This is a genomic window from Novosphingobium resinovorum (assembly GCF_036352595.1).
GTDB classification, from domain to species: Bacteria; Pseudomonadota; Alphaproteobacteria; order Sphingomonadales; family Sphingomonadaceae; genus Novosphingobium; species Novosphingobium resinovorum_B.
Map to the genome: position 1 here is coordinate 39241 of NZ_JAZFAX010000029.1, position 25462 is coordinate 64702.

Annotated in this window: 19 protein-coding genes and 1 pseudogene; 8 read left to right on the forward strand and 12 right to left on the reverse strand. The window is 68.4% G+C overall.

Annotated elements, in window-relative coordinates:
* Positions 1–81 precede the first annotated feature (81 nt).
* A complete protein-coding gene (locus tag V2S85_RS21245; RefSeq protein WP_330704811.1) occupies positions 82–789 on the reverse strand; it encodes an isochorismatase family protein in 708 nt (235 codons plus the stop codon).
* A 47-nt stretch (positions 790–836) separates the two neighbouring features.
* Here V2S85_RS21245 and V2S85_RS21250 point away from each other — a divergent pair, with 47 nt between their 5' ends.
* The 4 genes and pseudogenes from V2S85_RS21250 to V2S85_RS21265 all read left to right on the forward strand — a co-directional run.
* A complete protein-coding gene (locus tag V2S85_RS21250; protein ID WP_330704812.1) occupies positions 837–2402 on the forward strand; it encodes an MmgE/PrpD family protein in 1566 nt (521 codons plus the stop codon).
* Complete coding sequence (locus tag V2S85_RS21255; protein ID WP_330704813.1) at positions 2399–3817, forward strand: FAD-dependent oxidoreductase; 1419 nt, start codon at positions 2399–2401, stop codon at positions 3815–3817. Before V2S85_RS21250 ends, V2S85_RS21255 begins: the two co-directional genes overlap by 4 nt.
* A gap of 87 nt (positions 3818–3904) precedes the next feature.
* A complete protein-coding gene (locus V2S85_RS21260) occupies positions 3905–4618 on the forward strand; it encodes a hypothetical protein (RefSeq protein ID WP_330704814.1) in 714 nt (237 codons plus the stop codon).
* Positions 4619–4793: 175 nt separating this feature from the next.
* Positions 4794–4841, forward strand: a pseudogene (locus V2S85_RS21265) (hypothetical protein); the annotation flags it as partial.
* Positions 4842–4963: 122 nt separating this feature from the next.
* Here V2S85_RS21265 and V2S85_RS21270 read toward each other — a convergent pair.
* Positions 4964–5314 (reverse strand): hypothetical protein, encoded by a 351-nt coding sequence (locus V2S85_RS21270; protein ID WP_330704815.1) that lies wholly within the window; start codon positions 5312–5314, stop codon positions 4964–4966.
* Between V2S85_RS21270 and V2S85_RS21275 the strand changes: the two genes are divergently transcribed.
* Positions 5297–5836 (forward strand): MFS transporter, encoded by a 540-nt coding sequence (locus V2S85_RS21275; protein WP_330704816.1) that lies wholly within the window; start codon positions 5297–5299, stop codon positions 5834–5836. The genes V2S85_RS21270 and V2S85_RS21275 overlap by 18 nt on opposite strands.
* 350 nt (positions 5837–6186) lie before the next feature.
* Here the strand turns inward: V2S85_RS21275 and V2S85_RS21280 are convergent, their stop codons facing one another.
* Entirely contained in the window at positions 6187–6993 is an 807-nt protein-coding gene (locus V2S85_RS21280; RefSeq protein ID WP_330704817.1) for an alpha/beta hydrolase, read from the reverse strand.
* Positions 6994–7076: 83 nt separating this feature from the next.
* Here V2S85_RS21280 and V2S85_RS21285 point away from each other — a divergent pair, with 83 nt between their 5' ends.
* A complete protein-coding gene (locus V2S85_RS21285) occupies positions 7077–8195 on the forward strand; it encodes a glycoside hydrolase family 43 protein (RefSeq protein ID WP_330704818.1) in 1119 nt (372 codons plus the stop codon).
* A gap of 29 nt (positions 8196–8224) precedes the next feature.
* Here the strand turns inward: V2S85_RS21285 and V2S85_RS21290 are convergent, their stop codons facing one another.
* From V2S85_RS21290 to V2S85_RS21325, 8 genes are read right to left on the reverse strand one after another with little or no spacing between them, the layout of a single operon-like run.
* The gene (locus V2S85_RS21290; protein ID WP_330704819.1) at positions 8225–9217 is read right to left on the reverse strand and encodes a glycoside hydrolase family 43; all 993 of its coding nucleotides are present in this window, start codon (positions 9215–9217) and stop codon (positions 8225–8227) included.
* Positions 9214–10410, reverse strand: a complete 1197-nt coding sequence (locus V2S85_RS21295; protein ID WP_330704820.1) for an SGNH/GDSL hydrolase family protein — start codon at positions 10408–10410, stop codon at positions 9214–9216. Before V2S85_RS21295 ends, V2S85_RS21290 begins: the two co-directional genes overlap by 4 nt.
* Positions 10407–11927, reverse strand: a complete 1521-nt coding sequence (locus V2S85_RS21300; protein ID WP_330704821.1) for an MFS transporter — start codon at positions 11925–11927, stop codon at positions 10407–10409. Before V2S85_RS21300 ends, V2S85_RS21295 begins: the two co-directional genes overlap by 4 nt.
* A gap of 30 nt (positions 11928–11957) precedes the next feature.
* A complete protein-coding gene (locus tag V2S85_RS21305) occupies positions 11958–13607 on the reverse strand; it encodes a glycoside hydrolase family 28 protein (RefSeq protein ID WP_330704822.1) in 1650 nt (549 codons plus the stop codon).
* Entirely contained in the window at positions 13607–14722 is a 1116-nt protein-coding gene (locus V2S85_RS21310) for a glycoside hydrolase family 88/105 protein (protein WP_330704823.1), read from the reverse strand. Before V2S85_RS21310 ends, V2S85_RS21305 begins: the two co-directional genes overlap by 1 nt.
* Positions 14723–14734: 12 nt before the next feature.
* Positions 14735–15982: a glycosyl hydrolase 53 family protein gene (locus tag V2S85_RS21315; protein ID WP_330704824.1), complete on the reverse strand. Its 1248-nt coding sequence runs from the start codon at positions 15980–15982 to the stop codon at positions 14735–14737.
* Positions 15979–19020: a glycoside hydrolase family 35 protein gene (locus tag V2S85_RS21320; RefSeq protein ID WP_330704825.1), complete on the reverse strand. Its 3042-nt coding sequence runs from the start codon at positions 19018–19020 to the stop codon at positions 15979–15981. Before V2S85_RS21320 ends, V2S85_RS21315 begins: the two co-directional genes overlap by 4 nt.
* Positions 19017–19310: an L-rhamnose mutarotase gene (locus V2S85_RS21325; protein WP_419198222.1), complete on the reverse strand. Its 294-nt coding sequence runs from the start codon at positions 19308–19310 to the stop codon at positions 19017–19019. The genes V2S85_RS21320 and V2S85_RS21325 overlap by 4 nt, the downstream gene beginning before the upstream one ends.
* A 279-nt stretch (positions 19311–19589) precedes the next feature.
* Here V2S85_RS21325 and V2S85_RS21330 point away from each other — a divergent pair, with 279 nt between their 5' ends.
* A complete protein-coding gene (locus tag V2S85_RS21330; protein WP_330704827.1) occupies positions 19590–20408 on the forward strand; it encodes a hypothetical protein in 819 nt (272 codons plus the stop codon).
* A gap of 213 nt (positions 20409–20621) precedes the next feature.
* Complete coding sequence (locus V2S85_RS21335; protein WP_330704828.1) at positions 20622–23615, forward strand: TonB-dependent receptor; 2994 nt, start codon at positions 20622–20624, stop codon at positions 23613–23615.
* Between the two features lie 260 nt (positions 23616–23875).
* Here V2S85_RS21335 and V2S85_RS21340 read toward each other — a convergent pair whose 3' ends face one another.
* Positions 23876–25189, reverse strand: a complete 1314-nt coding sequence (locus V2S85_RS21340; RefSeq protein ID WP_330704829.1) for an oligogalacturonate lyase family protein — start codon at positions 25187–25189, stop codon at positions 23876–23878.
* Positions 25190–25462: the final 273 nt, after the last annotated feature.

Sequence of the window (25462 nt, forward strand, 5' to 3'; positions counted from 1 at the left end):
GGGCGCGGTCCCCGTTCAGGATGCAGTCAATACCCGCTGCCATTGACTTTCCAAGCGCGATTAATCGCATTTGCCTGTGTTTCACGATGAAGCCGCGGCATCGTCGTGCTGCGCGCCCATGCGATCGAGCACCGCTTGAGCCGGTACGACGTCGGCATATTTGAGCTGCAGGTCGGTGAGGCTGGCGAAATGCGGACTTTCGTGTTTGTCGGCTGTCGTTTCGATCGGGACGATGGTGCGATAGCCGTGGCTAAGCGCATCGACGGCCGTCGCGCGCACGCAACCGGAGGTAGAGCCGCCGGTGACGACGACGGTGTCGATCTTATGCCAGACGAGGAGGCTGGCCAGCTGGGTTTCGTGAAAAGCGCTCGCCATGCGCTTGTCGAATACGGCGTCCCGATCGAAATCGACGTCGCAGCGGGGATCGAAAGCGTGGCGTTCCGACCCGGCGCGGATCGCCTGGAGGGCATCGGGGCCCGCATCCCGGGTACCCCACACACCACAGTCGGAACCGTCCGGGCGATAGGCCACCCGCGTCCAGATGACGGGCAGGCCCGCCGCACGCGCCGCCGCAGACAGGCGGTTGATCCAGTCGATCTGTTTCGGGTCGGTCTCGTAGGCGGTCACGAAACGGTCGATCTGCGTATAAGCGCACTGCACGTCGATGTTGAGGATCGCCAGCCGTCGCCCGAACCCGAACGGCGCGCGCTGCGGGTCGGCCATGACCGTCTCGAAATATTCCCGCGCGGTCAGCGAACTGCGTTCCATGCGGGTGCCGACAGGCTTCATCCGGGCTGCTCCTGGTTTTCCGACAACCGGGCGATGGGGTCGCGGAAATGATCCGATGGCAATCTCTATGGCAATTTATATTTGCTTTATACAGAAGATTTGAAAATAATAATGATAAATTTATCGAGCCTTCGAACCTCCGTTCGCCGTTCTGGCGGATGGAGGAATCCGGGATCGTGTTTTCAGCAAGCGGGGGCCGCGTGGCGCAGATCGAAGAGCAGTTTGTCGCGCAGGCTTTGAACACCCGATGGCAGGACTTCGATCGGGCGACGCAGTCGGCAGCCTGCGCCCTCGTGTTCGACAGCCTCGCCGTAGGTGTCGCTGGGTACTGTGCGGCGCATGCCGCGCAGGTAAGCGCAGCAGTTGCCGGATGGGGAGGGGCGTGCGGCAGTGGCGGGGATGCGCGAGGCTTCATCCTGGGAGGTGCGACGGGCGGATGGAGTCCGGCGCAGGCGGCCTTCGTCAACGCCTTTCAGATCCACGCCCAGGAATTCGACTGTGTCCACGAGCCCGCGGTCGCACATCCCATGGCGACGGTATGCGCGGCGCTTCTGGCCGAAGCGGCGCGCGCACCGGTGCATGGCGCGGATTTCCTGGCTGCCGTGATCGCCGGGATCGAGGTGGTGGCGACGCTCGGCGTGGCCGCCAGAACCGGTCCACGCTTCTTCCGACCGGCGCTTGCGGGTGTTTTCGGCAGTGCTCTGGCATTGGCGCGGCTGCGCAAAGTGCCGAGGGCGACTGCGCGCGCCGCGCTTGGGCATGCTCTCAGCTTCGCCTCGGGAACGATGCAGGCTCATGTCGAGGGCAAGCCGACGCTGGCGCTGCAGGTGGCGCATGCCGCGCGCTCGGCCGTCGAGGCCTGCGACCTGGCGTGCGCGGGAATCCCGGCACCCGATGACGCCATCAGCGGACCGTTCGGCTATCTCGCCCTGTTCGAGGACGAGACTGACATTCGCTCGGCGCTGGCGCAAACCGACAGAGCCTGGCGCGTCACCGAGGTTTCGATCAAGCCGTTCCCGACAGGCCGCGCAGCGCATGGCGGGTTGACGGCTCTGCGCGAGGCAATGGTGGATCACGGCCTTTCCGCCGAAAATCTGGTGCGCTTCACGTATCGTGCGCCGCCGTTGATCGCGCGACTGGTCGGTCGCCCGGCAAAGCCGGACATGACCGTGGCCTATGCCCGCTTGTGCTTCGCCTGGCTCGCGGCGCTGCAACTGACGCAGGGGCGGGTTGCGCTTTCGGCGTTCACGCAGGAAAGGCTGTCCGACCCGGTGCTGCTCGCTCTGGCGCAGCGTTTTGCAATCGAAGATGACGGGACGGCCGATCCCGCAGCCTTCGGCCCGGGCGAGGCTATCGTCGAATGCCGTGACGGCAGGTCGATCGTGATCGGCGTGTCACGCCAGCCGGGTGCGCCCGATTACCCGCTGGACGAAGCCGAACTGCTCGACAAGGCGGCGGAGTGCCTGGCTTTCGGCGGGCTTGCGCAGGATCGTGGCACCCGCGAAGGGGATGCGCACGCAGCGGCCAAGGCGCTTCACGAGGCTGTGCTGGCAATCCCCGGCCAGCGCGACGTCGTCGCCACGCTGAAGCCGTTGCTGACGGTGCGTCGATGACCGCAGGGATGCCGGAAGCCCACGTCGATGTCGTCGTGATGGGCGGTGGTGCCTGTGGCACGATTGCGGCACTTGCGGCGAGGGCGGCGGGGGCGGACGTGCTGCTTGTCGAGCGCGACGCGAATCCCTTCGGCACGACCGGCATGTCGATGGGGCTGATCTGCGCTGCGGGCACCGCCGCACAAGCGCGCCACGGGGTTTCCGACGGCGCCGATACATTCTTCGCCGACATCATGGCGAAGACGCGCGGGCAGGCGGATCCGGTCCTGGCGCGCTCGATCGCGGCGCATTCCGGTCCTGCGCTCGACTGGCTGGTCGATTGCTGCGACGTTCCGCTGGACCTGGACGTGCGTTTCCGTGCCGCTTACGGAAATTCGCGGCTGCGCGTACATGGCTGGCCCGGCCACGACGGCCAGGATCTGTTGGCGTTGCTCCACCGCCGGGTCGCGGATGTCGATACGATGGTGATGACCGGCACGCGCGTCGTCGCGCTGCGGTCCGAGCCGGGACGCAGCGGCGCGGCCCGCATCAGCGGAGTGGAACTGCTGCGCCCGGACGGTGCGCGCGAAACGGTGAGTTGCGGCGCACTCGTGATGGCAAGCGGAGGGTTCGCAGCCAGCACGGCGATGCTTGCCCGGCACATCCCGGCGATGGCGTCGGCCCGAAACAACGGGCACGAAGGATCGCAGGGCGACGCGGTGCGGCTCGCATCGCCCCTGGGCGCCGGGCTTGGCGACATGGGGGCGTTCCAGGGTTACGCCATGCTGGCGGATCCCCATGGAATCAGCGTGCCGCCGGGCTATCTGGCCGAAGGGGGGGTGCTGGTGAACGCAATGGGCGCGCGTTTCGTCGACGAGATGGAGGACATCGCCGGGATGGTCCACGATGTCCTCGCACAACCCGGCGCGACGGCCTGGGTCGTGTTCGATCCGCGAATCGAGGCGGCCAATTCCTATCAGCCCGACGCGGCGCGCCTCGTCGCGATGGGTGCACCGCGCAGGGCGAGCGACGTGGCGAAACTGGCGGATGTGATCGGCGCGGACCGCGCGGTGCTGGGCGCGACCCTGGCCGAGGCGCAGGCCGCTGCTGCCGAACGGCGCCCGGACGCCTTTGCCCGCCGCTGGAGCCCCGAGACTCCGCCTCCGGGAGCAGGGCCGGGGGGCGAAGAGGGACTTGCGGCGATACGCGTGACGGGCGCGATCTATCACACGCAGGGCGGTCTGCAGATCGACGGCAGCGCGCGCGCGCTCGACACCGGGCGGGTGCCGTTCGCCAACCTTTTTGCCGGCGGCGGGGCGGCGCGCAGCGTCTCGGGGCCCTCTTCCTGGGGCTACCTGCCGGCGATGGGGCTATGTACCGCCATGACGTTCGGCCGACTGGCAGGGGAGGGGGCCGCCCTTGCCGCTTCGGGCTGATCTTCCCGCGCGCGCCGCACCGTCGATGCAGGCCTGCCCATATGGGCCAGGGGCAGGCAAAATTCCTTTCTGTCAGGGAGATCATCCATGCCGCTTACCCGTACCATCGGAACGCACATCATCTGCTCGCTCGACAATCTGGGCGAGCGGCACGACTGGGAGACGTTCACGATCACGCACAACCCCGACGGCAGCCGCACGGCACAGACGCTTTCGCGTTTTCCCGGCACACAAGTCGTACGGCACGTGACGCAGACGGTGGCGGCCGATTTCACGCCTGTCGATGGTGTATCCAGGCTGTTTATCGACAATGTGTACCAGGGCATGCTGGTGCGCCGGGTGGTGGACGGGGTGCTGACCTCGATTCTTTTTCCGGCCGACGGCGGTCCGATCGATCTGCAGACGATCCCTTTCGATCACCCTGACACCACGCTGGGCTATCATCCCAGCTCTGTCGAGAGCTGGAAGCTGATGAAGATCAGCCGGATCATCCCGGGACCGCAGACGATGCACCTTCTGACTTTGTCGCATACCTGGAATGGAGGCACTCTCGAGCACGCGATCAAGCTGGAGGCGCAGGTAGAATATCTGGGCGAGGAAACGATCACCACGCCCGCGGGCACCTTCGATTGCCACCATTACGTATGGCACACCCTGGCCTTCGACGGCGACCTGGACATCTGGATCACCGGCGAGGATGCGGTCGTCGTGCGCATGGACGGCAGCGAGAAGCGGGTTCGTTACGAACTGGATAGCTACGTGGTGAAGACATTCGATGATGCGCGCGAGCTTGTCCTCTGATCCGGGGAGCGCGCCGGCGTCGGGCTTCAATCCGGGACGGACGGCTGTCCCAGCATTTTGCGGGCGCAATCCACGAAGATGATGATGCGCGCCGCATCGCCTTCATTGACGATACGGTCGCTCAAGCCAGTGCATCGCCGAGGGCATCCCGGTGAAGGGCTACATCTACTGGTCGGTGCTCGACAATTTCGAGTGGACCAAGGGATATGGCCGGCATTTCGGGCTCGTCGCCGTTGACCGCCGGACATTTCCGCGAACCCCGGAGCCCAGTGCGGCGCGTTTCGGGGCAATATGCGGCGGACCTCGGACGCCCTGGCCCTGGGTGAAGCGCCGAGGGGCAGCGGATCAACCCGCGCTCTTGCGCTTTGCCCCTGCCGTCCTGGCCGCACCCGTCTTGGCTCCGGCTGGCCTGGCAGATACCGCCTTTCTTTCGCACATTGCGATCATCCCGGCGGCCATGAAGGTTGCCATGCGCGTCTTGACTGCGGCAAAGTCTTCCGACTTGCACAGCCCGCCCCAGAGCTTGTCGATGTGCCCGGTGTGGCCGAGTGTAAGCATCAGCGCCCCCGCCACGAAGTGATAGCCCCAGAAGATGTCCTCGTCCACGCTGCCGGGCAGGGCCTTGCGGAGCAGACCGAGGAGACGCAGCACGCCCAGGTCGAAATGCTGGCCGAGCCGGTGCGTCGCGAACTGCACCTGAGCGATACCCAGCTCGGCTTGCTGACTGGGTTGATGTCCGCGCTGTTCTATATGGTCTGCGGAATTCCCGTGGCGGCGCTCGCCGACCGCACTAACCGGGCCACGGCGCTGTACGACCTCGCCACCGGCTTCGTCACGCTAGCGGCGGCCGGCATCGGCGTGGGTGTGTTAGAGGCCGGCGGATCGGCACCGTCCTATTCGATCATCGCCGACTATTTCCCGCCGAAACGGCGTTGCGTCGGGTCGGCGATCTACTCGCTGGGCGCGATCGTGGGGGCATCGAGTGGAGGTTGGATCGCAGCGCATTATGACTGGCGGGCGGTGTTCCTGGCACTGGGGGGGCGCCGGCATGATTTTGGCGCCGTTGATCCCGCTCGCCGTGCGCGAGCCGATGCGCGGCCGCATGGACCCGTCTTCGGGCGGCCCGTCCCGAGGGCGTGGACGCACCGACGCCGTCGCTGCGGGCGGCTATCGGGTATTTTCTCCTGCGGCCGCCGCTGGTGCTGTCGGCGGGGTTGACGGCTTTCGGGCTCTACGGGCTCGTCAACTGGGTGCTTTCGTTCCTGATCCGCGAACGCGGCATGGATCTGTCCCAACTGGCGGGCGCGTAGAGCCTAGTGGCCGGCGTTTCGATCGGGCTGGGCGCCTGTCTGGCGGCGCGTTGGTCGATCGCCTGGAACATCGCCATCCCGCCGCTTATGCATCGTGCCGGGGCTGGCGATCCTGGGTTCGCTGCCTTTCCTGTTCGGGTTCTCCAACGCGTCCGACTGGCGGCTGGCTCTGGCTTGGCTCGCGATACCGATGATCCTGCTCAACATGTATCTCGCTCCGGCGCTGGCGATCACGCAGAACGGCGCGCCGCCGCGCTATCACGCGACGATGGGCGCGCTGCTGCTGTTCACGCTGAACCCGATCGGGCTTGGCGGCAGACCATTGTTCGTCGGCATGGTCAGCGATGCGCTCAGGGCGATAGCGGGATGGGCGGCAGGGCCTTCCATCGTCACCACCGGGTAGAGCAGGGCCGCGAATGCCAGTCGCAGCGGTTCGCTATCCACGGCGTCGCGCGGCGCATAAGTCGCCTCGCCGCGCGTGGCGAGCCAGCCGGCCAGATGCCCGCCGGCCGAGAATCCCACGGTGCCAACGCGGCTTGCGGAATATCCGCAACCGGGCGCGAGGCTGCGGATCAGCCGCAGGGCACGCTGCGCGTCCTGCATCGGGGCGAGCGTACCAGCCGTCCAGGGCGCCCCGGGCAGGCGGTAGAGCAGGATGAAGCACCAGTAGCCCAGCGCCGCGAAACGCGTGGCAATCGCATAGCCTTCGTGTCCCACTGCCAGGCGCTGATAGCCGCCACCGGGAACCAGCGTCAGCGCGGCGCCATTGGGCCGGGCGGGCCGCAGCGCGATCAGCGCCGGTTCGCCGACGCGCGCATAGGCGATGTCCTCGGGTCCGGCGCCGGGACGACGCGGCATGACCGTGTCCGCGGGGAGTGGCCCCCGTTCACCGGGCGGGCGCTTCGGCCACAGCGTGATGTGCTCGTACCCCGGTGGGAGCGGCTGGCCCTGCCCGTGCGCCGTGGTGGCCGCGAGCGTCGAGGCCGCGATGCCCAGCAGCAGGCTTCGCCTTGCCATCGGCAATACGCCAAGCGCGTCACGCGATTTCGCTTCGGGGTCCGTCATCGCCCTCTCTCCGCCGTAAATCCGGGTTTGACGAGATTAATTCCACATATTAGATCTTCAATCCACAAAATGGGAGAAAATACGTGGCATTGGTGCGACCACGCCTTGCCGGGGCGCTGAGCCCTGCGCTGCTGGGCCTTGCGCTGCTGGGCCTGATCCCGGCATCCTCGGGAACGGCGGACGCGCAGGCCGAAGCGCCGCCGGCCGCATCGCTGCTGCTGCCGCAGATGCCGCTGCACGATCCGTGGATCGTCGCGGACCCCGCCACCCGCACATACTACCTCTATACCCGCAACGAGCCGGCGCTGACGGGTGACAAGCGGCTCGGCATCATGGCCTATACCAGCCGCGACTTGCGCCACTGGACGCGCCCGCACATGGTCTTCGCCTTGCCGCAGCGTGTCTGGGCGAAGGATGGGGCCTGGGCGCCGGAAGTGCATCGCTGGAACGGGCGCTGGTATCTGTTCGCGACCTTCCACGACGAGCGCGCGGCGCTTCCGGCAGGACAAGGCCGCAAGCCCTATCGGCGGTCGACCATCCTGGCCTCCGCCGACAGTCCGGGCGGCGCGTTCGGGCTGGTCCGGGGCGGCGCCCCCGTCGCGCCGGCCGACCGGATGACGCTGGACGGCACGCTCTACGTCGATCCGCAAGGCAAGCCATGGATGATCTACGCGCACGAATGGCTGCAGACGACGGTGGGCACGATCGAGGCGGTGCCGCTCGGTGCGGACCTCTCCGCCGCGGGGCCGCCGATCGAGCTGTTCAAGGGCGATGCCGCGGACTGGGTCCACGGTCAGCCGCAGGCCGACGGCACCCGCGTCTACGTCACCGACGGGCCGGAGATCTACCGCACCCGCACCGGGACGCTGCTGATGCTATGGTCGAGCTACGGCGAGGGCGGCTATGTCGAGGGGCAGGCGCGCTCGCTGTCCGGGCGGATCGAGGGGCCGTGGGAGCAGCTGGGCCCGCTGGTCATGCGCGACAGCGGCCATGGCATGCTGTTCAGGACGTTCGAGGGCAAGCTGATGCTGGTGCTGCACCGCCCGTTCAAGTTCGCACTCGGCAAGCTCTACGAGATGCGCGATGCCGGCGATCGGCTGGAAGTGGTGCGCGAGGCGACCGAATTCGACCTCGAAGCCTATCCCACGCATCCCTGCCTGGTCGCGCGCGGGCCGACCGGCACGCCGATGCCCGGCTGCTGAGGCGATCGGCAGGCCGGGCGCCGGGCGGGTCAGGGGCGGGGCAGGGCCGTGGGTGTCGTGCGATCCGCGACAAGGGCGTCGCCGCGCCGGTGCAGTTCGGCGATCTGAAGCACCGAGCGGCGGCCCCATTCGGGATCGCGGCGCGCCTCGTCCTCGCCCGACTGGTGGACGAAGTAGACGATCCACGCCCGCTTGCCCGACACCACGACGTCCGGGTGCTGACCCTTGGCGCGGTCGGTGGGGTCGCGCCCCGCATCGGCGAGCAGGTAGTCCGGCTGGGTGCTCCAGCGCTCGCCATCGCGCGAGGACATCACCAGCAGGCCCTTCCAGGCATCGGAGACCAGCCACCAGCGCCCGCGCCAGCGGAAGGCCTTGGGGCCTTCGCCCGGCGTTTCGGTCAACCTGGGGCCGAGGCGCCAGTGGACGAGGTCGTCGCTGTCGGCCTGCCGGATCGCCTTGTTCTGGCGTTCGTCGTTGAAATAGAGCCGCCAGCCGCCGCCGGGCAGTGCGTTCACGCTGGCGTCGATCACCCGGTCCGAGCCGAGGTCGAGCCGCTCGCCGCATTGCCATTGCTTCAGGTCGTCGCTGGTGAGGTGGACGATGAAGCGCGGGGCGTTCCAGTCGCGGAACACGCCCGGGACGACGGTGAGCCACATGTGCCAGCGGCCGGCAAGCCACTGGACCTCGGGCGCCCACAAGGTCGCGCCGGTGCAGGCGGGGGGAATCGCGGCGGTGCCTTCGTAGCGCCAGTGGGCGCCGTCGGCGGAGCGCGCGACGCCGATGGCGGTGCCGTGGACCCAGCGTACGTCGCGCTCGTCCTCGCGCGGCAGGTCGGCGCGGCGGTTGGTGTAGAACATCACCCATTCGCCGTGGCGGCGATCGCGCACGATCACCGGATCGGCGGCGCCGTCGTGAACCGGGTCGCGGTAGAACGGCCGGGCCGGGGCCGCCACTGCCACCGCCGGCGCCGCGCCGGCGGCGAGCAGCAGGGCGGCAAGGATCGCCCCGTACGCCTGCCTCATTTCAGATCCGCGAGCCTGACCGCCGCCGCCATTCGGGCGAACCCGGCATCGTTGGGGTGCAGCGCGTCGCCGGAATCGTAAGGCGCCGCGAAATGCCGGGGATCGGCGGGATCGGCGACCGAGGCGGCGAGGTCGGCGGCGCCGTCGGCCTCGTCGTTCCTGAGTATCCACGCGTTCACCGCCTCGCGCACGGCCTCGCCTTCGGCGCTCCAGTATTTCGCGTCCTTGTAGGGCAGGATCGTCGCGAGGGTGACTTTCACGCCGTGCTCGTGGGCGCGGGCGATGATCTGGCGGTAGGCGCCGATCATGTCGTCGAAGGTGGGGATGGGGCGGCCGTCGCGCGCGGCGGTGCCGATGTCGTTGACGCCCTCCAGGACGATGACGTGGCTGACGCCCGGCACCGCCAGTACATCGCGGTCGAAGCGGGCGAGCGCGTTCTGGCCATCGCCCTCGCTGAGCAGGCGGTTGGCGCTGATCCCGGCATTGGCGACGCCCACGTCCGTGAGGCCGGCCTGCTGGAGCCGCTCGGCCAGCAGGTCGGGCCAGCGGCGGTCGCTGTCGGGCGTGGCGCGCACGCCGTCAGTGATGGAATCGCCCAGCGTCACCACGGTGCGGGCGCGGCGCGCGGTTTCCACTTCCACGGCCGAGATCAGCAGGCGCGGGTTGAGGGGTACGCTGTGTTCAAGCTGGACGGCGCCCACCTGATTGCCCGGTGCGACCCAGGCGGTGGCGGCGGAATAGCTGTGTTCGGTGGGCAGCGTGGCGCCCACCGGCAGGTGGATCGTCACCGCGAGGCGCGTCAGCGGCTTGACCGGCATCGCCACCGGATCGCTGAGCAGCGGTGCGCGGCCCGGCACCGTCGCGCCCTGGCGGCCCGAGAAGGTGAGCACGCGGTCGGTGCCGGCGACGATCCTGCCTTGCGTGTCGGCGAGCGCGACGTGGACTTCGCCCAGCACCAGCGGCGCATCGGACAGTTCGTTGGACACGCGCAGGCGCAGCGCCTTGCCGCCCGAGCTGATGCGCACCACCTGCCGCACGGTGGCATCGACGATCGAGGGGCGGTCGGTCGGGGCCGGCACGCGGACCAGCGGCGCCGCCATCCAGCTGCGCGACCAGTACTGCGCAAGGGCCGGAGAGGGACCGGTCAGCGCGCAGGCAAGCGCCAGGCCGGCGATGGACTTCGAAATGCTCATGCTGGTGTGTTTCCCGCTACGTCGTTGGCGCCCCAGAGCTGGTCGTAGCGCCATCCTGAAAGGTCTTCCACGATCGTCTGCGCTTCGGGCGAACTGGGCGTGCGTTCACCGGCGCGCAGGCGCTCGATCTCGGTCATCAGCACCGCGTGCGTGGCCGGGCCGAGGCGGAAGCGCGTCGATACCAGCACGCCCAGCGCCAGCATGCCCAGCGTGCCCAGGCCCAGCACGAGGGCGATCACCCGGACCGCCCCGGCGCTCTGCACCGGCGCGCCGGAGACGAAGCCGCCAGCCTGGATCAGCCAGCCCGCCCCGGCCACGGCGGCGGCCTGCGTCGCCTTGCGGATGAAGGTCATGACCCCGGCGAAGGCGCCTTCGCGGCGGCGCCCGGTGACGAGTTCGTCGACGTCGGCCATGTAGTTGTAGGTCGCCCAGGGGATGTAGTTGAGCGCGCCGCGCCCCAGCCCGGCCAGCGCGACCGGCAGCCAGATCCACGGGCTCAGCGCGGAAAGGCCGGCGCCCCACAGCCCCAGCAGCGCTACGATGCCCAGCGCGAAGCTGGCGGCGGCGGCCTGGTAGGCACGGGCCGGCGAGGTGCGCAGCGAGGCCTGGATCGCCAGTGCGACGGCGATCAGCTGGACGATGTACAAGGTTCCCAGCAGGCCGGAGGCGATCGCGGTCGATCCTGCCAGCGCGAAGATCACGAAGAAGGTGAAGGCGGCGTTGAAGACGTCCTGCGCGATGTAGCCGCCGAGGTAGATCCCCAGGTGCAGGCGGAACGCGCGGATGCGCAACGTGGAGAACAGGTTGCGGTACAGCCCTTTGAGCGCGGCGCCCGGGCTCGACACCCCGCCCGCGCGGGCCACCGCGATCGCCTCGGGCGAGCCGGGGACGAAGCGTTCCCAGCTGAAGGCCCACAGGATTGCCGACGTCACCATGAACAGTACCGCGAAGATGCAGCCCATGTAGAAGAACGTGTCGGCATTGTCGCGGCCCAGCGCGGTGATCAGCCACAGCGGCAGGAAGCCCGCCAGGATCGCCGAAGCCTGCCCGAACAGGATGCGCGAGCCGGCGAACTTGGCCTTGGTGCGGTAGTCCGTCGACATTTCCGCCGCCAGCGTCTCGAACGGGATGATCTCCATCGCGTAGACCAGTTCGAACAGCACGTAGCTGACCAGGTAGTACCAGAATTGCTGGCCCGGCAGCCACATCAGCGCGAAGCTGGGCATCAGCGGGATCGCGGCGAGGATGAAGAAGCGGCGGCGGCCGAAGCGGCGGCCGAGCGCGCTGGCGCCGAAATGGTCGGAGACGAAGCCGATGATCGGCGAGGCGAAGGCGTCCAGCACCCGCGCCACCGCGAAGATCGCCGCGGCCTCTCCGGCGCTGAGGCCGCAGAACTGGGTGTAGAAGATCAGCACCCAGCCCGAGATCACCGCCATCGACCCGGCGCCCAGCACGTCGTTGGAGCCGTAGGCCAGGTAATGGCGCAAGTGGACCGGTCTTGGTGTGGTGGGCGTCACTCTCTTCGTATCCTCTCAGGCGGCCGTGTTCTACAGGGTCCGCGCCGTGGTGGCGCTCAGGCGGGTGTCGGGCAGGTCGCCGGCCATGCTCAGCCTGACGTCGGCCGCGCGTTCCAGCCGGAAGCCCGGCGCGCCCTTGGGGTAGCGCAAGTACGAGCCGGTGAAGCCCTGGACGTCCTGCAGCCAGAAGGCGGGGCGCACGTCGGCGGCGCGGGGGCGCACCTCGACATGCGACAGGTCGATGCCGCGGGCATGGCGCAGCAGGAAGGCGGTGGCGGGTAGCGGCCCGTACTGGTCGGGATCGGGATAGCCGGCGTCGTTGTGCGGCGGGTCGAGCGCGGCCATCGCGGCGTCGCCGCCGCCGGGCTGGTCCACGAACACGTTGCTCACCTGCACGTCCTCCACCGGATGGCCATCCACCCCGGCGATGATCGAGGGCAGCTGAGAGGTGCCGGTGCAGGTCACGTTGTCGATCAGGATGCGCCGCATCGCGCCGATCGCGGCGCCGGCGGGGCCGCGCATGCGGCTGCCCAGGCGCAGGAACAGCGGCGGGCTGATGCAGCCGCGCATCGTCAGGTTGGAGACGGCGATGTCCTCCATCACCGCGCCGTCCACGCTTTCCAGCGCGAGGCCCCAGCACTTGTCGAACACGCAGTTGCTGATGGCGATGTTCTTGAAGCCGCCGTTGCTTTCGGTGCCGCACTTGATGCGGCCGAGCAGCCAGGTGTCCGGGCTACGGGTGAGCGGGCGGTACGTGGCGTCGAGCAGCGAGCCCACGGCGTAGCTGCCACTGACCTGGCAATTGGTGATCGTCACGTTCTCGGTCGCGCGCGGATAGCCCAGCGCATAGGACGACTTGGGCACGATAGCATCGTCGTAAGGGGTGTTCAGCGTGCAGTTGGCGATGCGCACGTTGCGGCAGCAGTCGATGTCGAAGCCGTCGCGGTTGGTGTCGACCATGAGGTTGTCGATCGTCAGGTTGTCCACCCCGGTGGCGAGCAGCGCGAAGTGGCCGCCCTCCAGGATCGAGAAGTCGCGCAGCTGGACGTTGCGGCAGTTCTTGAGCGCGATCGTCTTGTTGCCCACGCCCGGCAGTTCGGCGCGCGGCTTGCCGGCGTCCGGGTGACCGCGGCTGAGGCTCTTGCCCCAGATCAGCCCGTCGCCGGTGATGGCGATGTCGTGCAGGCCCTCGCCGTGGATCAGGCTGTTGCGCCAGTGGTTGTGGCCATAGTCCTGGAACGGCGCGATTGCCGGGTCCTGCGGCTCGGCCGCGTCGTAGCCGCCGCTGGTGGTGCCTTCCAGCGGCACCGGCGCGGCCAGCAGCACCGCGCCCCGGTCTAGCCAGAGCGTGACCCGGCTGCGCAAGTGGATAGTGTAGCACGCGTAGGTGCCGGGCGCGAAGTAGACGGTGCCGCCGCCGCGCTGCGCCGCCTCTGCGATGGCCCGGTCGATCGCGGGGGAATCGATGGTGACGCCGTCAGCCCTGGCGCCGAAGCGGCGCACGTCGAGGATCGCCTCGGGCAGGGCGCCTGCTCCTGATCCGGGCCGCGCGGCGGCGGCGAGGGCCGGGCGCGTCGCCAGCAGCGCTGCCGCGGTCAGCCCGCCCAGCAGCAGCCCGCGCCGGTCGGTGCCGTCCCCCGGCAGCGACCGGCCGAGGCGCGAGGCGCCCGTGGCCGTCATCAGATGTAGGTCCGCAGGAATTCCGCCAGCGCGCAGACCGCCAGGCTCTGCCCGTACGGCATCGAAGTGAGCGCGATGTCCTTGTAGAACTGCAGCGTATCCCCCATCGCGGTGCCGAACGACACCTGCTTCAATTCGCCGGCCTCGTCGATGTTGGCGAGCACGCCTTCCACCGCCTTGATGCCCACCGTCTCGTAGTGGCGGGGCAGGTAGCCCTTGCGCACCGCCTTGAGGATGCCATAGGCGAAGCCTGCGGTGGCCGAGGCCTCCAGGTAGCTGGTCGGATCGACGATCAGCGTGTGCCACAGGCCGGTCGCCGCGTCCTGCGTTTCGGCCAGGGTCTTCACCTGTGCGGCCAGCGTGTCGATCAGAAAGGTGCGCAAGGCGTCGCCCGGCTGCAGGTCCAGGATCTCGATGATCTCGGGGATCGCGATCGTCACCCAGCAGTTGCCGCGCGCCCACAGCGCCTCGGCGAAGTTGTGGCGGCCGGTGAAGTCCCACCCGTGGAACCACAGCCCGGTCTTGCGGTCGAACAGGTACTTGATGTGGACTAGGAACTGGCGCTTGGCCTCCTCGACGTAGTGCGGGCGGTTCAGCAGCAGGCCGATCTTGGCCAGCGGCAGCACGCTCATCATCAGCGTGTCGTCCCACAGCTCGCCGGGGTTCACGTCGTTGTAGACGATGTGCTGGAAGCCGCCGTCCTCGGTCTTGGGCAGGCCGTCGGGCGCCATCAGCCACTCGGCCCAGGTATCGAGGTAGGGGATGTAGCGCGGGTCCGGCTCGTGCTCGTAGAGGTAGGCGAGGGTGATGAACGGGGCCATCGTGTTGATGTTCTTGGTGGGCGTGCCTTCGGCGAAGCGGTCCTCGAACCACTGCTTGATGATCGCCAGCGCGGCCTTGTCGCCGGTCTGCTCGTAGTAGCGCCACATGCCGAACAGGCCGACGCCGTGGGTCCATTCCCACCCGGCCCAGCCCTTGGTGTCGATCACGCGCCCGTCCTCCAGGTGGAGGAGGAACTCGCCGGTCTCGTCCTTGATGTTGACGAGGTTGTCCATGAGCAGCGCGATCGCCGCCGTCACGTCTGCGCGCGGGATGTCATGGGTAAGAGCGGCCAAGGGTATCTCCTGTCAGGTATGCGCTGCGGGCGGCACGGCAAGGCCGTAGTCGCGCGCCATGGTGCGGTAGAGGTCTATGAAATGCGGGTCCGCGTCGTAGCGGCCGCCGTGGTCTTCGGGCGGCCTGGGTGCCGCCGGTGCCGAGCCCGGGACACCGCCCGGCGCCTCGGCGCTGTTGGCGCCCTGGGAAATCAGGTCGGGCCGGGCGCCCTCGCCGGCATTGACGCCTCCGCGCGTGAAGATCGCTTCCTGGTGGCGCGTCGGCTCCCAGATGACACTGCCCCAGCCGTTGGCGTGGCCGTGGATCAGGTCGTTGAGGTAGCGCTTGCGCGAACTGTACTCGATCGCGAAGAAGGCGATGCCAGGATAGCGCGCCTCGAAGGCGTCGAACGTGCGGGCCCAGTCGCCCTGCGCCGCCTGCTGGTAGCAGGAGAAGCCGGTGGCATCGAAGCGCACCTCGCGCTCGATCAGCGCGTCCATCCAGTGCTGGACGATCGGCCAGTGGCGGCCAAGGTGGTTGTGGACCGCCAGCCGCGCCCCGGGCACCGCCTCGCGCGCACCGGCAAGGCCGGCCTTGAGCAGCAGCGCGAATTTATCGAACCCGCCCGCTCCCGCGACGTTCATGTGGGTCTGGTCGGTCACGGCATTGCCGGTCGGGATGGTCAGCGGCACGCGGCCCTCGGGCCACAGCATCCCGAACGTGGTCTCGTTGCCGATGACCACGAGGTCGGGCGCGGCGCCCGCCTTCGCCATCGCGCCCAGCGCGTCGCGGGTGTAACGGTGGACCGCGTCGACCAGCCGGGGGAAGGCAAGCTGCGCCCAGGCGGCGGGCTTGGTCTGCTTCTGCGGGTCGGCCCAGTCGTCCGAGTAGTGCAGGGTCAGTGACAGGTGCAGGCCCGCCGCCTTGATCCGCCGGGCGAAGGCGATCGTGTCGGCAAGGCCGCACCAAGAACCGCCCGGCTTGCCCCTGGAATAGCCGTTTGCGGGATCGACGAAGAGTCGCAGCTTGATCGCATTGAAGCCCGCGCCCTTGAAGATCGCGAGCGGATCGCGGCGCAGGCCCGCGTCGTAGTAGGTCGCCCCGGCGGCCTCGTCCTCGGGCACCCAGCTGATGTCCGCGCCCAGCAGGTAGGGCCAGGGGCTGCGGCCGCCGCCGCGCGCGGCGGGGGCGGTGACTGCCAGCGCCGGCCGCGCGAGACCGGCCGCGAGCAGGCCGCCCGCGGCAAGTCCCAGCGAGCGCCGGGTCAGCCCGCCGGTCATTTCAGCGCGTCCGGCGCGTTCGGCGCCGCGACCATGCGCACCGGCACGCCGCCGCGCACGTTGCGCATGGTGACCAGCCGCACCGCCTCCAGCGCATCGCCCGGCGCGCCGTCCGAGGTCACCGCCAGCGCCAGTGTGTTGTGGCCGTGATGGTCGAGGATGCCTTCGGGGATCGGGAACACCCGCTGCGGGCCGACATGGGCGATGAACTGGCCCATGTTCCAGCCGTTGACGAACACCAGCACCCGGTACCTGGCGGCGGAGCGCGGCCGGTCGGCATCGCCGAACGACACGCCGATGGTCGCGTCCTGGCCCTTCGGCACGGCGAGGTCGAAGCCGGTGCGATACCAGGTCGTGCCGGCCGGCGCGGCCTGTGCCGGAACCGCCGCGGCGGTCCACTTGCGATCGTCGAAGCCGGGCAGGTGCCAGCCCTGCCGCTCGCCGGCGAGGCCGCCCGAGTTGGCGACGCCGCGTGCGGGATCGGGCAGATCCTCGCCGCCGCGCGCGCCCTGGATCTTCCAGCGGACCGGCACTGCGAAGCTTGGTCCCTCGGGCGCCGCGATCGAGGCCTGGATGAGACCGCGCGCCTCCTTGTGGAAGTCGTCCGCCTCCAGATCCCAGTTCTGGCCGTTGCTGCGCACCATGACCGAGACGACGTGCTCGCCGGGCGCGCGGGCGGCATCGGGCAGCGCGAAGCGCGCGGCGCCCAGGGTGATTGGGCGCGGCAGGCCGGAGGGCAGCTCGTCCTGGCCGACGAAGACACCATCGACCCACACCTGCACCATGCCCGCGCCGCCGCCGCCGTAGGCGAGGCTCAATTCGCGCGCGGCGGCCGCGCCGGTGAAGCGGCCGCGATACCACACGTCGCCGTCGTGGAAGCCGTAGGCGTCCATCCCCATGTCGGGCTGGCCGTCGGCGCGGGCGGTCAGGCTGGCGCCCTTGCGGCTGCCGACCACCTGCCAGGCCGAATCGTCGAAGCCGGGCTCCGCTTCGGGGGAGCCGGCGGCGGTGCGCCAGCCGGTCAGCGCGGGCAGCGCCACCGGCGCCGGGCCGGGGAGCGGCGCGGCGGCGACGAGCGATCCGGCCGCGCCCTTGCGCACCGGCACCGCCTGGCCGTTCCACGCCACCGAACCGACGCTGGCCGGCGCCCAGACCTCAAGCGGTTCGGGCGCGGCGGTGTCGCCGGTCAGTGCCAGCTTCCGGCCCGCCACCTTGCCGCTGCGCACCAGCGCCGGGCCGCGCACCAGCGCCGGGCCGCGCACCAGCACGTCGGGCGCGGCGCGCCAGTAGCGCACGCCTTCGGCCTCGTCGGCAAGGATGAGCGTCAGCGCCGGCCGTCCGCCGCCCTCGACACGCACCACCGCGCGGCCCGAATGCACGTAGGACAGCTTGAGATCGCCCTTGGCGGCATCGAATGCGAAGTCGGCCCGGCCTTCCAGCACGCGCACGCGCGGCGCCGAGGCATAGCGCAGCACCGTCTCGCCCGGTTCGCCGGCGCGGCCGTAGAGCAGGACCAGCCCGGCGCCGTCGATCGTCTGCGCCGATTGCAGCTCGGAGGTCGAGTAGACCAGCCGTTGGCCGGCCAGGTCCACCCCGGCGACCAGCCACTTGGCGTCGAACCCGTTCAGCCGCAGCGGCAGGACGTAGTGGCCATCAGGCAGGTCGGCGGTGACCGTGAAGCTCTCGTCGCCCTGGCCGTTGGAGGGTTTGTGCGTCACCACCAGGAACCGCCCGTCGGTTTCCGGGCTGCGGTTGTGGTAGACCTGGATGGCGGGAGAGGAGATCGCCACGGGGCCCGCCGGAACCATGCCCGCAAGGTCGGGCACCGAGGCGATCAGGCCGCCCAGCTGCTTCATCTCCAGCGCCTTCTCGCGCACTTCGCGCGGTTCGGAGATGGCGGCGCCGTAATCGTAGCTGGCGAACACCACCGGAGCCGGCTGCCAGCCCCAGCTGGTGCCGCCGTAGGTCATGTAGAAGCTCTGGATGTCGATCCCGTTGGCCAGGTTGGTGCCGTAGAACACCCGCTGGAACCGCTTGCCGCGCTGTACCGCATTGCATTCGTAGCCGCCGTTTGAGCCCCAGTAGTCGAACCAGCCGCCGCCGAACTCGGCCAGGAATCCGGGCGTTTCGGGGGAAGCGGAGGCGCCGCCCTTGACACCGCCGGCGCCATAGAAGCCCCAGTCGGGCGCGGCGACGTCGCGCGTGGGCTTGCCTTCCACCGTGCAGGTGCCGCCGGGGTAGCCGTCGAAGGCGTACATGTCGTTGGGCCCGTGGACGACGTTGGCGACCTGCGAGCTTTCCGGCACCCAGCGCCCTTCGCGGCCGGGGTCGTTGTGGAACAGCGGAACGGTGATGCCGTCCGCCCGCGCCCTGGCATAGAGGTGGTCCATGTAGCGACGCTGCGAGGGGGTGGTCGCGACCAGCTCGTTCTCGATCTGATGGAGGATGACGGTGCCGCTTTGGCCCTTGCCGTCGCCGTTGATCTGGTGGCGCGCGATGATCGCATCGATCCGCGTCAGCCACTCGTCGGCGGCGGCGAGGTACTCGGGGTCGTCGGTGCGCGCGCGCGCCTTCTGGTTGACCAGCCAGCCGGGAAAGCCCCCGCGCGAAAGCTCGGCATTCACGTAAGGGCCGGCGCGGGTGATGACGTAGAGCCCTTCCTCCTCGGCCATCGTCAGCAGCCGGTCGATGTCGCGGATGCCCGAGAAGTCGTACACGCCCTGCTTGGGGCTGTGATACCCCCAGTCGAAGTAGAACGCGACGGTGTTGAAGCCGCTGGCCTTCATCTTCTGCAGCACGTCGCGCCACAAGTCGGGCGAGGGCAGGCGGAAGGGATGGAACTCGCCCGACCAGATCACCTGGCGCTTGCCATCGATCATCAGCGAACGCGCATCGAACGACACGCGGCCGAACGTGCGCACCGGCGAGTCGAGCCGGGCGGTGTCCTTCGCCTGCTGCGCCGCCAGCGGCAGGGGCGCGAGCGCGGTTGCGGCGAGGAGCGCGGCGACGAGCGCGCGGGGGAGCACCGGCGCGTTCATGCGAGGTGGAACATCGGTGCCAGCGGCCATTCGCTGGGGCCGTTGTCGGGGCCGACTTCCATCAGCGGCGCCATATAGGCCCACCAGCGCTGCATCACGGGATGCGCGGGCAGGGCGTCGCGCGTGTTGCCGGGCAGCAGCCGCAGCACGGCAAACAGCGTGAGGGTCTCCTCTTCTAGGAAGATCGAATAGTCGCGGATGCCGGAAGCGGTCAGCAGCTCGGCCAGCTCGGGCCAGATCGCGTCGTGCCGGCGGCGATATTCCTCGACCGCTCCGGGCAGCAGCTTCATCGTGAACGCCTGTACCGTCACCCTCAAATCCCCAAAAGACCATTATGTGGTATCGATATGCGTAATATGGGTATCAATCAGACGGAGTTGCGTCAACTGCGTATGCTCGCGTTGGATGATCCTGCCCGATTTTCCCCGCAGCGGTATGCGAGGCCGGCAGCGGCGCAATACGATCATCATATTTCTCAATATTCAATCATAATGCTTCACAATCGATCATTGGTGGGTATATGTAGATCATAGGTCCACCATAAGGGACGGCGCGGAGTGAGGGGAATCATGCGCATCCACAGGTCCGCCATGGCCGCCGCCTTGATCGCGGCTGCGCTCGGTTGCGCTTCGGCATCGTCCCTCGCATCGCCGCCTGCCGCCGGGGCGCCAGCGCCGGCGCGCTTCGTCGATCCACTCACCGGGCATGAAGTGGTGCGCATCAGCCGCGAGCCGGGCAGCGTGTCGCTCTACTTCCATCAGAACAGCTTCACGTCGCAGGGCGACGCCATGGCCGTATCGACGCCCTCGGGCATCGCCGAGGTGCGCCTGGCCGACTGGAGCAGCCGACTGATCGTGCGCGATCCGCAGGCCAGGCTGCTGTTCGTGGGCCGCCGCACCCGCACCGTCTATTTCAGCAAGGCGGGGCCGGGCCAGGGCTCCCGGATATTCGCGGCGGACTTCGATACCAGCCGCGTGCGGCAGGTGGCCCAACTGGCGCGCGGCGAGATCGGATCGATCAACGCCGGCGAAATCCTGCTGCTGGGCGTCGAGGCGGAGCGCTCGGCGCCGCTCCAGCCCGGCGGCGAAGGCTCACGCCCCGGCGAGATCGCGTTCGGCGCCACCGGGCCCGACGGCAAGCCGCTGCCTTATGCCGAAGCCAAGGAAGTGCGGCTCGACCGGCGGCTGGAGACGCGCGTACCCATGCGCATATTCACGCTGGACCTGCGCACCGGCGCGCAGCGCACCGTCATCGCCTCGGACGACTGGCTGAACCACATCCAGTTCTCGCCCACCGACCCGCACTTGCTGATGTGTTGCCAAGAGGGCCCCTGGCACCCTGGAGGTCGAGAAGATCGTCGATCTGCGCAAGCACGACTACCGGCTTGAACCCAACGCGATCTTCACGCCGGACGGCAAGTGGCTGGTGTTTCGCTCCAATCTCGAGGCCACGACTCAGATCTACGGGGTCGCCCTGGCGCGCAGCGCGGCGCCGCAGCCCTGAATTCACCGGATCATTTTGGATTGGCAAGTCCAAACATGATCTATAATATAAAACATAAATCCACAATGTGGGATTAAAATGGAGAGGGAGGCTCAGCCATGAAGTTGGTTCGCCATGAGGCATTTTTGTTCCGGTTCTGCACATCCGCGCTGGCCATCGCGGTCGCTGCCAACGCCGGGACGGCGCTGGCGCAGGGTGCTCCCGCCGCCGATGTCGCGCAGGATACGGTGAGCGACAACGCCGCGCAGGAGATCATCGTCACCGGTTTCCGTGCCTCGCTGCAAGCCGCGCTCAATGACAAGCGCGTGGAGACTGCCGCGATCGATACGATCAAGGCGGAAGACATCGGCAAGTTCCCTGATTCCAATCTGGCCGAATCGATGCAGCGCATCCCCGGTGTGGCGCTGGCGCGCGGTGACGGCGGCGAGGGCAAGAACATCTCGGTCCGCGGCCTTGGCGCACAGTTCACGCGCGTGCGCATCAACGGCATGGAAGGCACCGCGCAGACCGGCTCTTCCGACATCTACGGCGCCGGCAACAGCGGCCGCAGCTTCGACTTCAACGTGTTCCCGACCGAGATCTTCTCGGCCCTGACGGTGCGCAAGACGCCCTCGGCCGACGTCGAGGAGGGCTCGCTGGGCGCTACCGTCGATCTCCAGGCCCCGCGTCCGTTCGACAACCCCAAGGATTTCGTGCTCACCGCCACCGCGCGCGGCGTCTACAACGAAGTGTCGAAGGACGTCGATCCTCGCCTGTCCGGCCTGGTTTCCTACAAGTTCGGCGACAGCGGCTTCGGCATCCTGGCCTCGGGCGCGTACCAGAAGCGCCACTTGCGCGAAGTCGGTTATTCGGCGGTCGATATCCTGTCGGCCAACACCAACGGTCTCGATCCCGACGGTGCCACCGGACCACTGCCGGTCATGCCGTTCTGCACCCCGGTGGGCTATGCGATCCAGAGCCCGCCCACCAGTGCGACGACCGGGGCGGACGCGCTCAACTGTTCGGCCGGCAATCCGCGCACCAGTTCGACTGACGCCTACAACACGATCTACAACGCTCGCCGCGACGATCTTCCCAACACCCCCGGCTCGGGCGCGTTCTTTCCGCGCATCCCGCGCTACATGAACTCAGAGCAGCAGCAGGAACGCATCGGTGGTACGCTGTCGCTGCAATACAAGCCGGACGACGATACCGACATCTCGCTGGACCTGCTCTATTCGCGCTTCAACGTGACGCGCGACGACAACTACATCGAGGCGATTTCGTTCGCGCGCTCGGCGTCGAACCAGGGCCAGCCGATGATGTCGATCCGCGACGTCGATCTCGACCCCAACGGTTCGGTCCAGTACGCGCTGCTCGATGGCGTGGACGTGCGCTCGGAAGGCCTGCACTCGGAGTTCACCTCGACCTTCAAGCAGGCCAACCTCAACTTTTCGCACCAGTTCAGCGACCGCCTGCGGATTTCGGCCAAGGTCGGGCTCAACCAATCCAAGTGGGACGACAAGGTCCGCATGCAGTACTACATGGATGCGCTGGACACCGACAACTTCTCGATCGACTTCCGTGACGGCGGCTCGACCCCGGTGCTGGGCTTCGGCTTCGACGTCAACGACCCCGCCAGCTACCTCTACGGCCCGACCCCCGGCGCCGGCATCGTCACCGGCGGCTTCAGCCTCCAGGGCAAGCCGCAGACGGTCACCACCGATGGCCTGACGGCCGAGTTCAACGCCGACTACGAGCTGTCCGATACGTTCAAGTTGAAGTTCGGCGGCCAGTACCGCCGCGCCCGCCAGCAGACCATCTCGACGATGTACTACGCCGCCGACACCCTCACCGAGGCGCTGCCCGCGGGAACCTCGCTGGCCGACCTCACCACGCAGATCACCGGGCTCGACAAGCTGTGGGGCAATGGCGCGCCCGCCAGTTGGGCCTCGCTCGACTGGCAGAAGCTGGCCGACACCTACGACCTGTTCGATTCGCGTACCTGCGAGCAGTGCGGCGCGCAGAACCCGCTGGTCCGCGAGGAGGAGTTCAGCGGCTTCGGCATGGCGACGTTCGACCTCGAAAGCGCGGTCGGCTTCGGGCTGCGCGGCGATGTGGGCGTGCGCTACGTCCATACCAACCAGTTCTCGTCGGGCTACATCAGCCTCGCGAACGCCGCCTCGCCGACCGGTTTGACCGGGCAGTACGCCTCCGTCACGCGCTCCTACGACGACTGGCTGCCGTCGGCCAACATCGTGATCGAGCCGGTCCAGAACCTGCTGCTGCGCCTCTCGGCCGCGAAGGTCATGTCGCGCCCCGAACTTGGCGTCCTGGCGCCGACCAGCGGAGTCAATCCGGTCACCCGCAGCGGTACGATCAACAACCCGTTCCTCGAACCGATCCGCGCCAACACCTTCGACGCGGCGCTGGAATGGTACTTCCGCCCCGGTTCGCTGCTGTCCGCCGCGTTCTTCTACAAGGACATCAAGACTTACATCCAGAGCGTCAGTTCGCAGATCCCGTTCAACCAGCTTGGCCTGCCCGAGGCGCTGCTGGCGGGCAGCAACACCCAGCCCGACGAGCTGTTCACGGTCACCCGCCCGATCAACACGCCGGGCGGCAAGCTGAAGGGCGTCGAGCTCAACGCGCAGATCCCGTTCAACTTCCTCGACGGCGTGTTCAGCCACTTCGGGGTGCTGGGCAACGTGACCTTCGTGACGTCGAAGATCGACTACTGCCTGACCAGCGTTGCCGGCGTCTGCACCGTCACCACCCGCGACGACCTTGTCGGCCTGTCGAAGAAGACAGCGTCGGGCACGTTGTACTACGAGGATAGCAAGTTCAGCATCCGCGGGACGGTGAACTATCGCGGACCGTTCATCCGCGGCATCCCTGCCTCGCCGGGTAGCGACATCCAGGGCAACGCCTCGACCATCTACGTCGATGCCTCGGCGTCCTACGCCATCAACGACAGCATCAAGCTGATCGTGGAAGGCACCAACCTGACCGACGAGCAGAACCGCCTCTACGTCGACAGCACCCGCCAGGACACGCTGTTCCAGACCCGCGTGGGCCGTACCTTCACCTTCGGGGTCAACGCCCGCTTCTGATCGGCAGGCCCTGCGACCGACTTCCCCCGTGGCCCACGGCGCATCGCGCGCCGTGGGCCTTTTTTTCGATGCATTGCGCGGGGCAAGGGAGCGAGAAGACCGGCGAGCGGTACGCCAGCCTACGCCGCAAATCCCGCCAATCCGCTGCGGATCCCGCTCAGCCTGAGTCGTGGGGATGAGGACCGACTCGGCGGTCCCGGCACACGCAGGGGGCGCATTGTGACGGCCCGGGCCGCCTCTTAAAGGCGGCGTTCCGCCGCTTACTGCTCTACGGCCAGGCTCACCGCGTAGATCGCCGGCTTGCCTTCCACGTTGCTGCGATAGACCAGCCAGCGCCCGTTCGGGGTGAAGTGCTGGTTGGGCTCGAGCGTATAGTCGTGCCGGGTGAGGTCGACCAGCCGTTCGGTGTCGAGCGTGCCCGTGGCGATCAGGCCCTCTCCGCCGAGGGTTCCCTTCGCGCTCGGGCCGTCGTCGGGGCGGGGGTGGAACAGGCTGATGTACTTGCCGTCCTGCCCGCCGTCGCCCGAGAAGGTACGACCGTCTGGGGAGGTGCTGAAATGGTAGGAGCCCTGGCCCGGCGCCAGCGCGTACCAGCGGCGAGCGCCGGTGCGAACGTCGCGGCCGGCCAGCCAGCGCCCGCCTTGCGGCATGATCAGATCGTACCACAAGGTGTTGCCATCGGGCGCCCAGTACTCATGGCCGGCGATCTCGCCCTGCATCGTGCGCCGGTGGATATTCGTCTTCGCGCTGCCGTCGGTGCGGATGGTCCAGATCCGGTCCACCTTCTCCCACGGACCCTCGTGGCAGTACATCAGCAACGCGGGGTCGGTGGGCGAGAACTGGACGTGGTTGAGCCAATCTTTCGATCGCGTGATCGTCCGTCGCTCGCCGCTGCGGATATCGACCGAAAAGATCTCCATCGGCACGCCGGCGGCCAGCCGGGCGGCCATCCACTGCGCCTTGGCATCGGCGAAGGAGAGCGGGCGGCCCTGCGCGTCGAGCCCGGCATAGGCAGGCGAGCCGGTCCTGGGATCGCGCATGCCCTGTGCGGCGATGGCCGGCGGCGGGGGGCTCAGTTCGTAGTGGCCGGCGAGAAGCGTATCGTCGGCATTGATCGATTCGATGCGCCCGCCGGGCAGTGCGGTGATGCGGCGGCGCCGGCCGGTGTCGAGATCGACCGACCAGACCACGCTGGGCCCTTCGTCGGCGGCGCCCCGGGTCTTGGTGGTGTAATAGGCGATCGGGGCGCGGTGGCCGACGAACAGCAGTCGGTCCACTGCGGCCCTGAGCACCAGGCGGGTGCTCCAGTCGGCCGTGCTGGCGACGCGGATGCCCTCGGGCGTCAGGTAGACCATCCGTTTGCCGTCCGGCGTGAACGGGTTGTAATTGAAGTAGAGCGCGTAGTTGCCCGGGCTGTCGTCGATACGCACGATGCGGTGCCGGGTGACGGGATCAATCCACGACGTCGCCGGGGCGCCATCCGTTGCGGTCGCTTCCACAGACGGCGCGAGCGAGAGCACGGCGGCGATCACCGCTGCGGTTTTCACGAGGGTGCGGCGTGAAAGTTCGGTCATGATGCTCTCCCAAGCTGAGGTACGCGCCGTATGCCGACCCCGCTGCGACTAGGCGATAAATCGCCAAGTCTCGCTCCCCTCCCGCATGCGGGAGGGGCTGGGGGTGGGCCTTCTTCTCTTATCGCCGCACGTCCCCGCCCGAAGCCGAGAACGCCTCAAGCTCGCCCGGCCCGATCAGGCACATGTCGCCGGGCATCGTGTGCTTGAGCACGGTGTAGGCCAGCCCCGCCTGCGCGGTGGCGACGAGGTCCGCGCCCTGCAGCCACTTGTGCA